This window comes from Streptomyces sp. NPDC015139, assembly GCF_043079785.1.
Taxonomy (GTDB): Bacteria; Actinomycetota; Actinomycetes; order Streptomycetales; family Streptomycetaceae; genus Streptomyces; species Streptomyces albidocamelliae.
Genome location: NZ_JBIBUW010000007.1, coordinates 1 through 12,892 on the forward strand (window position 1 = coordinate 1; position 12,892 = coordinate 12,892).

The following is a 12,892-nucleotide window of genomic DNA, read 5'->3' on the forward strand; positions in this document are numbered from 1 at the left end:
ACCACCCGCTACCTCATTCGCCGAGCCTGGACCCGCTACCGATGGGACACACGACCCCGCACACCCCGCATCCGATGACCTACTGGCGGACGCTCTAAGGTGACGGAGGTGTCGAGCGGCCTCGCTGCTCCGTTCCGGATCTTGCAGAGCTTCGCTCGCATCTCTGACGAGGCAGCCGACTCGATCGTCGCCTATGACACCTCCAAGTTCCCGGAGGAGCTCAAGCAGTTGGAGCAAGGGGTACGAGAGTTCCTCCAGCAAGCGAGCACGGCGCTGGATCGTGACGTCGACAGTTGACCGAGCGGTTGGCGAAGTCTCCATGACCCAGTCGAGCCTCATTGCCAGGGTCATGGAGCACCAGTTTGGAAGATCGCGTACGCGGATCCGGGCTGAGCTGGCGAGACGCTGACCTGTGCGTTTCCGTACTGATTGCCGTGACTCCCCGTCGTTCCCCGTCGAGCACCCGCTCTTCGGGCACGCGGGGGGCACGCGTGGCTCTCTGTTGCGTTCTCGGCCCTCTTGGGCCCCCAGCTGTCGCGCGTCCTGCTCGACCCTCACGTGGCACCCTGAGCCATCCCCGGCGCAAGTGCTGGTCGATCAGTAGCTGCAACCGCCGGGAGGCTGCATTACCGTGAGTGCTCGATCAAGCTCTTTCTGTTACGAGAGGGCGCGCCTTCGAGCACCGAGGAGTCAGATGGCCTCCCACCTGATCAAGCACTTGAGCGACGCGTCTTTTGACGCAGACGTACTAAAGTCTGAGGGTCCAGTGTTGGTCGACTTCTGGGCTGCCTGGTGTGGACCGTGCAAGATGATTTCTCCAATGCTGGACGACATCGCCTCGGCGTACGAGGGCAAGCTCACCGTGGGTAAGCTCAACATCGACGACCACCCGGAGACGGCGCCAAAGTACGGGATCCGAGGCATCCCTACCCTGTTGCTGTTCAAAGACGGCCAAGTCGCGGCCACCAGGGTCGGAGCGATCAGCAAGTCCCAACTGCAAGCATTCGTCGACGCGAATATCTAGCCCCACGGCCGCAGCTGTTCCTCAGCACACCACCCTCCCCAGCTCCCATCCCGTACGCCGTCGACCCACACACCGTGGAGCGGGCGTGGTTCATGGCGTCCAGGTGGAGCGCGCCACTGTACGAACGACCTGGACGCCATGGGCCGCGTCTGCTCGGCTCTGCCTGGGTCGATGGCGTACGGGATGGGAGCCTCCCGCGCACGCCCCTACGGATCCGCAGTCGGGAACGGCGCCCCCTCCATCCCGGTGCCGGCCGATCCCCCGCCGGAGGCACTGTTCTGACCGTCGCGCGGGGTAATCGACTCATGGCCCCTGGCCCTATCCACCAGTGGGCGCGCGTCGGCGCAGCGCGGGCGGAGCGGGCCGAAGGCAGGAGCGTCGCCCGGAGCGGAGCCGGGAAGCGCGCCCGGCGGAGCGGAGCGCAGCCGGGGCTTGATGAGGTAGAGAAACCTGTAACCAGCTAGGGGGCGGGATCGGGCCCCGAACGACTTGGGCAGGTCAGGCGGCTTCGAGAGCCTTCAAAACCGATTCAGGGTCGCCGTTGTAGACCATGTGCGGCTCGCCGGGCTCAGGAGGCACGAACCGGGTGCGGTAGCGCAGCAAGTCGCTTTCGGCGAAGTAGATCGAGTTCGGATCGGCTTCATGCTGAGCGTTCCGCTTGCTCACGCGCGACCACAGCTCATCGTGGCTGGCCTCCAGGTACACCAGGACCACGCTGGCGCCTGCTTCGGTCACGAGTGATCGCCAATATGCGCGGTCGTCCGGCGTCCAGAATCCATGGTCGACCACCACGTCTTGCCCGATTCTGAGCTGCTGCTGAAGCTCCACCGCGATCTCTTCGAGTACGGGTCGCTCAAGGGCTGGGAACGTTCCTCGCGGGAAGTCGACCCCGTAGACACCGTGGCGGCGATACATCTCCTCGTCCGGGCAAAGCCGCATGAAGCCTCGGGCCGTGAGCGCACGAGAAAGCGTGGTCTTACCCGAGCCGGGGAGCCCTGCCATCAGGACACAGAACGGTCGGCGGCTGTCGTCGGTGCTCGTCACTGGGCGACTTCCGATTCTGTCCGCCACGTGCGGCCGGGGCTTCCAAGGTCGACGCCGTACTCAACGGCTTCGCCCTCGCTGTCGATGAACTTCGCAGTCATCACGACTACAGGGTCTGTGAGCGGCCTCGACGGGTCGAGCTCCAGGAGCTCCGCGTCCTCTGGCGTCAACAGACGAGCCGACGCGGTGTCGATTCGATGGGTGATCGGTCGGCCGGTGGCCTGAGCGATGAGCTGAAGCGATGTTCCTCCGGTCAGACGCTCACTATTTGCCAGTTGAGCAATCAGCCGTCCGTATCGCGCGGGAATCCACGACGTGGAGTGCGCAACGATGCCGTGCCGGTCGCGGTATACACGACGTCGCCTGATCACCTCGGAAGCGGGTGCGATGTCCAGGGCTTCCGCCACGTCCGCGGGTGCCGGCACGACGGCGGCCTGGTGCGAGTCAGACCTTTCGCCAGAGCCCCAGCTCGACCCGGTGCGCCGTCCTCGGTCTAGGCGCTGCGACCCAGAAGACATAGGGGAGGGCCGGTCGAGAACCTCCGTGCCGATGCCGTGGATCCCTCTGACAAGCCCCTCGCCGCGCAGCTTCCGGATCGCCTTCTCGGCGGTCGCGGCGCTGACCTTCCAGTCTTTCGCCAGGCTCTTGATACTCGGCAAGAGCGTGCCTGGTCCCAGCTCGCCGGACGCGATCAGTTCCGCGTAGTGGGCGGCAATCTGCTCGTACGGCGCTCGATTGTCGGCCTGATCCGACATCCCGTCAGCTCCCTTGTCTCCGTTGGTACTTGCCTACTGTACCCCTTGACACCCTAAGGTGCCCTAGGGCACCTTAGGGATGTACCCGTCGATCGCAAGCGTCGACTGTGAACGGCGCCTCAGGTAGGGCGCTGATCGGCAAAAGTCCTGGTCAAACACAGCAAGGAGCGGCTTCCACCGCCAAGCAGATAGCCGCTCCCTGACCCTCGAAGGGCACATCCATCATGCCTGCTTCTCCTCTCGTCGTGACAATTACTCGCTTACGGGCCTGCCCCGCCTGCATGGACGCTCGGTGCGCCGACCCGGCCGAGTGTCTGTACTTCCTCACCTCGCGCCCCTGGGCCGACTGCACCATGTGCGAGGGGTCCGGCTGGGCAAGCGACGACGTCGACCCGATGCAGATCTTCTGCGACTACTGCGAGGGCTCGGGCCTGAACGAGTACGCGGTCGATCAGATCACTCCCGACCAGATCAGCACCCGAGCCAAGGAACGGCACGCCGCCTACGTCGCGGCCCTGCGCACCCGCATCGCATCCACCCCGAAGCGGGGGTTGCCCCGTTCGGCGTGCCCCGGCTGCGGCTCGGACCGCTTCCCCCTGTGGACCCGGGTCCCGGTCGACGGGCTGAAGATCCTCACTCACGACGGCGATGTGATCTGCCCCGGCGACCCGGTGTTCGGCGGCCTGACGGGTCCTCAGTCCCTGCCGGGTGTCGAGTCTGCGGGGGTGGCTGCGTGACGGTGTTCCCCCTCGCCCCGGAGGCCGTGGCTGGTGCTGCGGCCTCTTTGGGCACCGACCCGTTAACCCTCGCAGACCTGCTTCGGGTGGCGAACAGCCCTGGTTTCGACCGGTGGCAGGAACAGGTGCGCCGTACCGGTGGCTGCTCTCATCCGATCCGCCTGCGGGGCGAGACCGTCACCCGCGACGCCAAGTCCGGTGACATCCTCTACTCGTACAGCACCGCGAACGAGCCGGGTGGCATGCTCCGGGTGGCCTGCGGCAACCGCCGTGCGTCCCGCTGCCCGGCCTGCGCCTGGACCTATGCCGGGGACACCTACCACCTGATCCGGGCCGGGATCACGGGCGACGAACACAAGGACGTCCCGGCCACGGTGCGGGATCACCCCCGCGTCTTCGCCACCCTCACCGCTCCCTCGTTCGGCCCGGTCCACAACCGGCCCGACTCAGGCCACTGCCGCTGCGGTGCCCTGCACGCCGAGGATGACCCGGCCCTGGGCACGGCCCTCGACCCGGAGCGCTACGACTACGCGGGCGCGGTGCTGTTCAACAACTACGCCGGGGACCTGTGGCGGCGCTTCACCATCTACCTGCGCCGGGAGATCGCCGCCCGCGCGGGCCTGACTCAGGCAGAGCTGAAAGAGGTGTGCCGGGTCTCCTTCGGCAAGGTGGCCGAGTTCCAAAAGCGCGGTTCCGTCCACTTCCACGCGGTGGTGCGCCTCGACGGTCCCGACGGGCCGAACACGGCTCCGCTGGCGTGGGCCACCGTCGCTCTCCTGGACGATGCCATCAAGGCGGCTGCCGCTCGCGTCTCCGTCCCGGTGCCCGCCTCCGGTGACCGCCCGGCCCGTACCCTGCGCTGGGGTTCCCAGGTCGACGTCCAGCCCATCGGTGCCCTCGGACATGAGGAGCTGACGGAACAGGCCGTGGCCTCCTACGTGGCCAAGTACGCCACCAAGGCGGCTGAGACCACCGGCACCGTCGACCACCGCATCGGGGAGCTGTCCGAACTCGACAAGCTTCCTCTGCCCGCTCATACCCGGCGCCTGATCGAAGCCTGCTGGCACCTCGACAACGCCTACCCGGAACGGATGCTGGCCCGCTGGGCTCACATGCTCGGCTTCCGCGGCCACTTCTCCACCAAGTCCCGCCGCTACTCCACCACCCTCACCGCCCTGCGCCAGGTCCGCGCCGACTACCGCGCCCGGCAGGAACGCCGCGAACGCGGGCTCTCCGAAAACCTCGACGACACGGAGGGCTCCACGCTCGTGCTCGCCCACTGGACCTACGCCGGACAGGGCCACACCCCTGGTGAGTCCTGGCTCGCCGCAACGATCGCGAAGGAGATCCGACTGAACCGAGAGACAGCACGCGAAGCGCTCGCCGACATGCCGGATCCGGACGACTGGGAGGTGTGCGTATGAAGCGGCTACCTGACCAGTATCTGACCCCGGAAGACCTCGTCATCATGCTGCGTCTGCCTAGCGTCGAGACCGTGTACCAATGGCGTCGCAAGGGCACCGGGCCCCGTGGCTTCCGCGTCGGCCGGCATCTTCGCTTCGACCCGGATGACGTCCGTGCCTGGGTGCAGTCTCTGATGGAAGAGGCTGCCTGATGGCCGGACACATCCAAGACCGCTGGTACAAGACCGAGACCGGACCTGACGGCAAGACCGTCAGGGTCAAGACCGACCGACACGGCACCGGCATGCGCTACCGCGCCCGGTACATCGCGCCGGACGGCACGGAGAGGTCCAAGAGCTTTCCGGATCGCCGGAAGCGCGAGGCTGAGCAGTGGCTCGCCAACCTAGAGGCCGACATGGCTCGCGGAGCCTACGTCTCGCCCCAGGCTGGACGGATCACCTTCCAGCAGTTCGCCGAAGGGTGGATGGCGAGCCAGGACGCTGATCCGCTGACGCGTGAGTCCGTCGAGTCCCGGTTGCGTCTTCACGCCTTCCCACACCTCGGGCAGCGGCCGATGGCGTCATTCACTCCGTCGCACATGCGGTCCTGGTTGCGGACCCTAGAGGAGATCGGCCTTGCTGCCGCATATCGCAGGGTCATCTTTGCTCACGTCTCGACCGTGTTCACCGCTGCGGTGGAAGATCGAATCATCCATGAGAACCCCTGCCGCGCGCGTTCGGTGAAGGCACCGCGCCTTGCCCCACGGAAGGTTGTCCCCTGGTCGTACGAGCAGGTGCGGGCCGTGCGGACTGCGCTCGATGACCGCTACCGGGTGCTTGTCGATCTGACGGCCGGTTGTGGGCTTCGGCAGGGTGAAGCCTTCGGGCTCGGAGTGGATGATGTCGACTTCGAGAGTGGCACGCTGCACGTGGTGCGACAGGTGAAGCTCCTACGGGGGCGTCCGATCTTCTCCTTGCCTAAGGGCGGCAAGGCAAGAGACGTGCCCCTGCCGGATTCGGTGGCTGCGTCCTTGACGACCCACCTGACCCGGTGCCCTCCTGCGGACGCCAAACTGTCGTGGCGGACGCTGGATGGTCCGGTTGTTTCCGTACCGCTGATCTGCCGATCTCCGGCTGGTGCGGCAATCGATCGCAATTCGTTCAACAAGCAGTTTTGGCGACCGGCACTCGTGGCCGGCGGAATGACCCCTGGGCCTGGAAACGGCATGCACGCGCTACGGCACTTCTATGCGTCGGTCCTGCTCGACGCCGGGGAGAGCATCAAGGCCCTGAGCGAGTACCTCGGTCATGCCGACCCGGCATTCACGCTGCGCACGTACACACACCTCATGCCCAGCAGTGACAGCCGGACCCGGTCCGCCGTGGATGCTCTCTTCGGGGAGCCTTCCCGCCTTGACGGCCCGAGCACGGCCCCGGATGCCTCTGAAGGTCGGTGACCTGCTGCTGCACCAGAGGAACAAGTTCGCGAATGGCAGAGAATTACCGAGAAGCGAGCTGACGTATGGACAATTTCCGGATTCCGGACCTCTACATACCCGTACCGGCAGCGCTCAATCCGGAACTACAGGCAGCCACGACGGACGTTGAGGCGTGGCTGGACGAGTTCGGTCTGGTGCCCACCGAGGAGGCACGGCGGCACGTGCACCGCACCCGCGTGGACCGGCTCACCGCGTGGCTGTGCCCGAACGCCTCACGGGAGGCACTGACGCTGATCACCCATTGGAACGCATGGCTGTTCCAGCTGGACGACCAGTTCGACGACGACCCGGTGCGCGGTTACCAGCCCGAGCGGTGGCGGGAGGCGTTCGGGCCACTGTTCGCCGTCTTCGACGGAACCGTTGCGGCCGGGCGACTGGCGCGCTCCCTGGCCGATCTGTGGCGCCGTACGACGGCTGTCCGTTCTTCCACATGGCAGCGACGATTCATCCCGCACCTACTGTGGTATTTCGACAGCTACCGGGCCGATATGATCCATCGGGAGGAAGGGCGCGTACCCGGCCTGCAGCAATATCTCGCCCACCGCCGCGCCTCGTTCGCGTTCGACGCCGTTCTGGACCTGATGGAAATCGGTACCGGTGTCGACCTGTCCGACCAACTGCATGCGAACCCGGCCTTCGCGGACATGCGAGAGGCGGTGATCTACGCGAATGCCTGCATCAATGATCTCTACTCGCTACCCAAAGAACTCGCGCATGACTATGCGTTCAACGCCGTCACGGTGATCTGCCATCATCACCGGTGCAGCCTCCAGGAGGCGGTGGAGCGAGTGGCCGTGATGCAGGCCGGATACGTCCAGCGCATCCTCGATCTCGAACAGGTCCTGCCCGAACGGCTGCGTTCCGGCCTCCTCGACGACGTCGTCGATGAGGCACTGCGCTGCGTCAGGGACTTCCACGCGCTCACCGCCGGGAACGTCGCTTGGTCGAAGGAGACCGGGCGGTATGCCGAGATAGAGGCCAAACCGACCTACCTGGCGGACTTGTTCATTCCGTAGGCACGGTCACCCCGTGGCCGCTCCACAGGGCGCGCAGGGCGCGCCGCGCTGAGGCATCGGCCGGGTGGAAAGATTTCCGCGCACGCCTCTTGACCACTGATAACTACCGGTCAGTACGCTCACGCCACCCTCGATGACACCGGTGTCCTCTCCCCCGTGCGGCCACGCGAACCGGCCCCTCGACATGCCGCCGCACGCCTGTAGGCACAGCTCCCGCAACCCGGGAAGCGCCTCAGCGCTGTCCTTTGTCAGAACGCGCCTTCGAGCGCTGTCCCGAACCCCACCGGGAGTCCGTCGTGAACAAATCCCTTGCCAGTGCAGCCGTCGCCGCGACCGGCGCCCTTCTCGCCGTACAGGCCGCCCTTCCCGCCCAGGCGTCAAGCAGCCCCACCTTCAACTCGACCAGCAACCCCGTTTTGTTCGTCCACGGCTACACCGGTGACGCCAGCAACTGGAACACCATGGCAGGCCGCTTCAGAACCGACGGCTGGCCATCCACCTACCTCGACCAGTGGTCCTACGACTGGCACCAGTCGAATGCCACGACCGCCCAGCAGCTGTCCACCGAGGTCGACCGTCTTCTCACGGCCACCGGCGCCACCAAGGTCGACATCGTCAGCCACTCCATGGGAGGGCTCTCCTCGCGCTACTACCTCAAGAACCTCGGCGGGACCTCCAAGGTCGACTCCTGGGTGTCACTGGGCGGACCGAACCACGGCACCGACAGCGCCAACAGCTGCTTCGACACCTCCTGCACCGAGATGCGTATCGGCTCCAGCTTCCTCGCCGCCCTCAACTCCGGCAACGAAACGCCAGGCTCACCCCGTTACGCCACCTGGTGGTCGCCCTGCGACACGGTGATCAACCCCGACAGCTCCGTCTCCCTGTCCGGCGCCGCCAACACCAAGACCGCCTGCCTCAGCCACACGGGCCTGCTCACCGACGCGACGGTCTACGCCCAGACCCGGGACGTGATCAACAACTGACCGCTCCCCAACAGCTGGCAGGGGCCGCTCGCCGCGGCCCCTGTCACCGTCTCCAGTCCGGCCACAACAGTCCACCCGCGCCACGGTGACCGTGGACAGCTCGCGGTCTCCTCCCAAGGGCTCGCAGCCATCCCCAAGGTGATCCAGGCGGAGCGACTGTTGGGCACCCCCAACTACCTGCTGCGCGTGGTGACCGCAGATCTTCTGGCTGACAAGCCTGCAGCGGGTGGTCACGGCAATCCGCCGGACCTCGGACGCTCGGGCAGCGGCGCTTGGTTGACCACCGCGAAGATCGTCGCGCCGTCCTCACGGGCCATTGCCGGCCGAATGATCGTGCGAGCGCCGCGGTACTCGACCGTCGGCCGCAGGCGCTGCTCTGCGGCGTGTCGGGGACGCGGCAGGGCGCTTCATGCGTTGCGGATCGTGACTGAAGTGGGTTGGCCACCCAGCCTGGGCCGGTCGAGACGGCGTACCAGCTCGGTCAGCGCGATCCGGGCTTCGCGCCAGACGAGTGGGCCGCCAATGCAGAGGCGGATGCCGCTGCCGAACCGCCAATCAGTACTGCGCCTCCTCCCAAAGAAGAAAGGCGCGCTCAGACCCACTCCACCTCGGAGACGACCTGCGGGGCTTTTCCAGGAACCGGCAATGGCGTCCGGGATCGCGCCGCCAGCACCAGAGGACGAGGACGCGGAACAGCGAGCTCAGACAGCGCCGCAGCCACCGCGTCCTCGCCCGCCCCCGCCAGCGCCTCCATCACCCGATCGAGTGCCTCGCTCACCTCAGTGCGTGTGACCACTCGAAGTCGGCGTCGGGCCTGCGTTCTTGACCGTCAGAGGCAGCAGCTTCTTGCCGGTCGGGCCGATTTGTATGGCCGTGTCCATCTGCGGGCAGACGCCGCAGTCGAAGCACGGGGTCCAGCGGCAGTCCTCGACCTCGGTCTCGTCGAGGGAGTCCTGCCAGTCCTCCCAGAGCCAGTCCTTGTCGAGGCCGGAGTCGAGGTGGTCCCAGGGCAGGACCTCCTCGTAGGTGCGCTCGCGGGTGGTGTACCAGTCGACGTCGACGCCGAAAGGCTCCAGTGCCTTGTCGGCGCAGGCCATCCAGCGGTCGTACGAGAAGTGCTCGCGCCAGCCGTCGAAGCGGCCGCCGTCGTCGTACACCGCGCGGATGACCGCGCCGATGCGGCGGTCACCGCGGGAGAGCAGGCCCTCGACGATGCCGGGCTTGCCGTCGTGGTAGCGGAAGCCGATCGAGCGGCCGTACTTCTTGTCGCCGCGGATCTTGTCGCGCAGCTTCGCGAGACGGGAGTCCGTCTCCTCCGCCGACAGCTGCGGCGCCCACTGGAACGGGGTGTGCGGCTTGGGGACGAAGCCGCCGATCGAGACCGTGCAGCGGATGTCGTTCGAACCCGAGACCTCGCGGCCCTTCTGGATCACGTGCGTCGCCATGTCGGCGATCTGCAGGACGTCGTCGTCGGTCTCCGTCGGCAGGCCGCACATGAAGTACAGCTTCACCTGGCGCCAGCCGTTGCCGTAGGCGGTGGCGACGGTCCGGATCAGGTCCTCCTCGGAGACCATCTTGTTGATGACCTTCCGCATGCGCTCCGAGCCGCCCTCGGGGGCGAAGGTCAGGCCGGACCGGCGGCCGTTCCTGGTCAGCTCGTTCGCCAGGTCGACGTTGAAGGCGTCGACGCGGGTGGACGGCAGCGAGAGGCCGATCTTGTCGTCCGTGTAGCGGTCCGCCAGGCCCTTGGCGATGTCGCCGATCTCCGAGTGGTCCGCGGAGGACAGGGAGAGCAGGCCGACCTCCTCGAAGCCGGTCGCCTTCAGGCCCTTGTCGACCATGTCGCCGATGCCGGTGATCGAGCGCTCGCGCACCGGGCGGGTGATCATGCCTGCCTGGCAGAAGCGGCAGCCGCGGGTGCAGCCGCGGAAGATCTCGACCGACATCCGCTCGTGGACCGTCTCCGCCAGCGGCACCAGCGGCTGCTTCGGGTACGGCCACTCGTCCAGGTCCATCACCGTGTGCTTGGAGACGCGCCACGGGACACCGGACCTGTTGGGGACGACCCGGCCGATGCGGCCGTCCGGGAGGTACTCGACGTCGTAGAACGCCGGGATGTACACCGCGCCCGTCTTCGCCAGGCGGAGGAGGACCTCCTCGCGGCCGCCGGGGCGGCCCTCCGCCTTCCACTCGCGGATGATCCGGGTCATGTCGAGGACGGCCTGCTCGCCGTCGCCGATGATCGCCGCGTCGATGAAGTCGGCGATCGGCTCCGGGTTGAAGGCGGCGTGGCCGCCGGCCAGGACGATCGGGTCGTCGACGGTGCGGTCCTTGGACTCCAGCGGGATGCCCGCCAGGTCGAGGGCGGTGAGCATGTTGGTGTAGCCCAGCTCCGTGGAGAAGCTGAGGCCGAACACGTCGAAGGCCTTCACCGGGCGGTGGCTGTCCACCGTGAACTGCGGGACGTCGTGCTCACGCATCAGCGCCTCGAGGTCCGGCCACACGCTGTACGTGCGCTCGGCGAGGACGCCCTCCTGCTCGTTGAGGACCTCGTAGAGGATCATGACGCCCTGGTTGGGCAGTCCCACCTCGTAGGCGTCCGGGTACATGAGCGCCCAGCGGACGTCGCACTCGTCCCAGCGCTTGACGGTGGAGTTGAGCTCACCGCCGACGTACTGGATCGGCTTCTGCACGTGCGGGAGCAGAGCTTCGAGCTGCGGGAAAACCGACTCGACAGGCATCTCGCGAACCTTCATGAGCTGACAGGGGTGACCATTCAGCGTAACCCGCCCGACGGGCTCCCCCGTACGCTCAGCCGGGCACCGACGAACCGATCTTCTTCCACAGGCCGGGCAGGTCCTCCTCCGTCCTCGTCGCCCGGGCCTCCTGCCTGCCGTGCAGCAGGCCGTACGTGAACGTGTTCTCCCCCGCCGCGTGGGCCACCGCGGACAGCTCGCGGAGGGTGTGGCGGGCCATGACGCTGTCCTGGTGCTCCCCGAGGAGGCTGGTCAGGGACTTCATGGACTTGGCCAGGGAGCCGGCGGGGCCGCCAAGGGCGGGCGTGGCGGCCTCGGCCGCGTAGCGGGTGCGCTTGGCCTTCTTGCGGGCCTCGTGCAGGGCGTGGTCGCGGTCCTCGCCGGGCGACAGCTCCATCGACTGCTCCACCAGGGCGGAAACCTTCGCCAGATCCTTGCGTACGGCCTTGCCGAGCGCCTTGCGCGGCTTCTTGCCGGCCGCCTTACGCAGAGGCGGGTCGGCGAGGAGCCGGTCCAGGGTGTCCAGCAGGGTGAGGTAGCGGCGGGAGTCGAGGACCCCGGTGAGGTGGCTGTGGGCGCCGCGGTGGCGGGCTTCCGCCCAGCCGGTGATCCGCTCGCGGACCGGCCCGGTGACCAGGGCCGGGGGGACGTCGTCGAGGGCCTTGGTGAGGCGGTCGGCGAGCACCTCCTGGTCGCGGTCGATGCCCAGCTCGCCCGCGAGCCACTTCAGCTCGGCGACGAGGGGATCGGTGGCGCCGCGGTCGAGGACGTTGCGGAAGGTGCGCAGGGTGCTGCGGGCGCGGCGGGTGGCGACCCGCATGCGGTGCACGGAGTCGGGCACGTCGCGGCGGACGGCGGGGTCGAGCTCGACCACTACGTCCCGCTGGGCGCGGAGGTAGGCGAGGACGTGGTCGCCGGCGGTGACCGGCTGTGCGGGCTTCGTCCTCCGGCGGCGGCGGGGGGCGGTCTGTTCCAGGGCGCGGGCCAGTTTGGACGGTGACGTGGAGGGGCGCACGCCCGACTTGCGCAGTCGTTTCTCCACCCGGTCGAGGAAGGCGGGGTCTCCGTCGTCGGCGAGTTCCACCTCGATCTCGGTCCACTGGGCGGCTCCGCCCTTGCCGTTGAGCCGCTCGGCGGTGACGGTGTCGACGCTCGCCTCGGCGAGCAGGGTGCCGTCGGCGTCGACCAGGTGGCGCACGTCGCGGGCGGAGCGCAGCCGGACGAGGGGGATCAGCTCGTCGTCACGGACGCGGGAGCGGACGAGGGCGGCGATCTCGTCGGGGACGGTGTCGGAGAGGGGGGCCCGGATCTCGTCGCGGACCCCGGGTGCGACGGGGAACTTCAGGTGCCAGCCGGCGTCGGCGCCCCCGGTGCGGCGGCGCAGGGTGAGTGAGGCGGTGGCCAGGCGTTCGTCGACGGTGTCGTAGTAGGTGGCGTCGAGCTCGACCACGCCCTTGTCCAGGACGGACGCCACCCCGCCGACGCCTGTCAGGTCGGGCAGCCCGCTGTCGTCGGATTCGTACTTGCGCTCGATCTCGCGTTTCTCGTCCGCCATGGATCGAATCTAATGTCCGGGGCGCCGTTTCGGCAGTGGGCACCGGCGCCGGTCAGACCCGGGTACCCGTCCCGGGGTCGGGTACCCGTGGCCGGCCTCGCCCCGCCGGCGCCGGGCG

At 67.7% G+C, this 12,892-nt stretch carries 13 protein-coding genes; 8 read left to right on the plus strand and 5 right to left on the minus strand.

Features of this window, described 5'->3' with window-relative positions:
* Nucleotides 1-108: 108 nt before the first annotated feature.
* Together ACF08B_RS19990 and trxA are read left to right on the plus strand one after the other, a co-directional pair.
* The gene (locus ACF08B_RS19990; protein WP_392318576.1) at nucleotides 109-297 is read left to right on the plus strand and encodes a hypothetical protein; all 189 of its coding nucleotides are present in this window, start codon (nucleotides 109-111) and stop codon (nucleotides 295-297) included.
* Between the two features lie 397 nt (nucleotides 298-694).
* The gene (gene trxA, locus ACF08B_RS19995; protein WP_392318577.1) at nucleotides 695-1,024 is read left to right on the plus strand and encodes a thioredoxin TrxA; all 330 of its coding nucleotides are present in this window, start codon (nucleotides 695-697) and stop codon (nucleotides 1,022-1,024) included.
* A 498-nt stretch (nucleotides 1,025-1,522) separates the two neighbouring features.
* On the opposite strand, the gene ACF08B_RS20000 is transcribed toward trxA, so the two are convergent.
* Nucleotides 1,523-2,068: an AAA family ATPase gene (locus tag ACF08B_RS20000; protein ID WP_392318578.1), complete on the minus strand. Its 546-nt coding sequence runs from the start codon at nucleotides 2,066-2,068 to the stop codon at nucleotides 1,523-1,525.
* Nucleotides 2,065-2,823, minus strand: a complete 759-nt coding sequence (locus ACF08B_RS20005) for a GntR family transcriptional regulator (protein ID WP_392318579.1) — start codon at nucleotides 2,821-2,823, stop codon at nucleotides 2,065-2,067. The genes ACF08B_RS20000 and ACF08B_RS20005 overlap by 4 nt, the downstream gene beginning before the upstream one ends.
* A 281-nt stretch (nucleotides 2,824-3,104) precedes the next feature.
* Between ACF08B_RS20005 and ACF08B_RS20010 the strand changes: the two genes are divergently transcribed.
* The 6 genes from ACF08B_RS20010 to ACF08B_RS20035 all read left to right on the plus strand — a co-directional run bounded on the left by ACF08B_RS20010 (nucleotide 3,105) and on the right by ACF08B_RS20035 (nucleotide 8,463).
* On the plus strand, nucleotides 3,105-3,560 hold the full coding sequence (locus ACF08B_RS20010; protein WP_392318580.1) for a hypothetical protein: 456 nt from the start codon (nucleotides 3,105-3,107) through the stop codon (nucleotides 3,558-3,560).
* 26 nt (nucleotides 3,561-3,586) lie between these two features.
* The gene (gene repSA, locus ACF08B_RS20015; RefSeq protein WP_392318902.1) at nucleotides 3,587-4,984 is read left to right on the plus strand and encodes a replication initiator protein RepSA; all 1,398 of its coding nucleotides are present in this window, start codon (nucleotides 3,587-3,589) and stop codon (nucleotides 4,982-4,984) included.
* Nucleotides 4,981-5,175 carry a helix-turn-helix domain-containing protein gene (locus ACF08B_RS20020; protein WP_352083736.1) on the plus strand — a complete coding sequence of 65 codons (195 nt, stop codon included), beginning with the start codon at nucleotides 4,981-4,983 and terminating at the stop codon, nucleotides 5,173-5,175. Before repSA ends, ACF08B_RS20020 begins: the two co-directional genes overlap by 4 nt.
* The gene (locus tag ACF08B_RS20025; RefSeq protein ID WP_392318581.1) at nucleotides 5,175-6,419 is read left to right on the plus strand and encodes a tyrosine-type recombinase/integrase; all 1,245 of its coding nucleotides are present in this window, start codon (nucleotides 5,175-5,177) and stop codon (nucleotides 6,417-6,419) included. The genes ACF08B_RS20020 and ACF08B_RS20025 overlap by 1 nt, the downstream gene beginning before the upstream one ends.
* A gap of 65 nt (nucleotides 6,420-6,484) precedes the next feature.
* Entirely contained in the window at nucleotides 6,485-7,477 is a 993-nt protein-coding gene (locus tag ACF08B_RS20030; protein ID WP_392318582.1) for a hypothetical protein, read from the plus strand.
* 296 nt (nucleotides 7,478-7,773) lie between these two features.
* Nucleotides 7,774-8,463, plus strand: a complete 690-nt coding sequence (locus tag ACF08B_RS20035; protein ID WP_392318583.1) for an esterase/lipase family protein — start codon at nucleotides 7,774-7,776, stop codon at nucleotides 8,461-8,463.
* A 592-nt stretch (nucleotides 8,464-9,055) separates the two neighbouring features.
* On the opposite strand, the gene ACF08B_RS20040 is transcribed toward ACF08B_RS20035, so the two are convergent.
* From ACF08B_RS20040 to ACF08B_RS20050, 3 genes are all read right to left on the minus strand, one after another.
* The gene (locus ACF08B_RS20040; protein WP_392318584.1) at nucleotides 9,056-9,241 is read right to left on the minus strand and encodes a hypothetical protein; all 186 of its coding nucleotides are present in this window, start codon (nucleotides 9,239-9,241) and stop codon (nucleotides 9,056-9,058) included.
* A 1-nt stretch (nucleotide 9,242) separates the two neighbouring features.
* Nucleotides 9,243-11,204, minus strand: coding sequence for a TIGR03960 family B12-binding radical SAM protein (locus ACF08B_RS20045; RefSeq protein ID WP_392318585.1), 1,962 nt, complete (start codon nucleotides 11,202-11,204; stop codon nucleotides 9,243-9,245).
* Between the two features lie 70 nt (nucleotides 11,205-11,274).
* Nucleotides 11,275-12,774: a CHAD domain-containing protein gene (locus ACF08B_RS20050; RefSeq protein WP_392318586.1), complete on the minus strand. Its 1,500-nt coding sequence runs from the start codon at nucleotides 12,772-12,774 to the stop codon at nucleotides 11,275-11,277.
* Nucleotides 12,775-12,892 lie beyond the last annotated feature (118 nt).

What these genes read in the sequence shown, in the direction of transcription:
- ACF08B_RS20025 (WP_392318581.1), top strand. Translation starts at nt 5,175, where the DNA reads ATGGCCGGACACATCCAAGACCGCTGGTACAAGACCGAGACCGGACCT.
- ACF08B_RS20005 (WP_392318579.1), bottom strand. Translation starts at nt 2,823, where the DNA reads ATGTCGGATCAGGCCGACAATCGAGCGCCGTACGAGCAGATTGCCGCC.
- trxA (WP_392318577.1), top strand. Translation starts at nt 695, where the DNA reads ATGGCCTCCCACCTGATCAAGCACTTGAGCGACGCGTCTTTTGACGCA.
- ACF08B_RS20030 (WP_392318582.1), top strand. Translation starts at nt 6,485, where the DNA reads ATGGACAATTTCCGGATTCCGGACCTCTACATACCCGTACCGGCAGCG.
- ACF08B_RS20050 (WP_392318586.1), bottom strand. Translation starts at nt 12,774, where the DNA reads ATGGCGGACGAGAAACGCGAGATCGAGCGCAAGTACGAATCCGACGAC.
- ACF08B_RS20045 (WP_392318585.1), bottom strand. Translation starts at nt 11,204, where the DNA reads ATGCCTGTCGAGTCGGTTTTCCCGCAGCTCGAAGCTCTGCTCCCGCAC.
- ACF08B_RS20020 (WP_352083736.1), top strand. Translation starts at nt 4,981, where the DNA reads ATGAAGCGGCTACCTGACCAGTATCTGACCCCGGAAGACCTCGTCATC.
- ACF08B_RS20010 (WP_392318580.1), top strand. Translation starts at nt 3,105, where the DNA reads ATGGACGCTCGGTGCGCCGACCCGGCCGAGTGTCTGTACTTCCTCACC.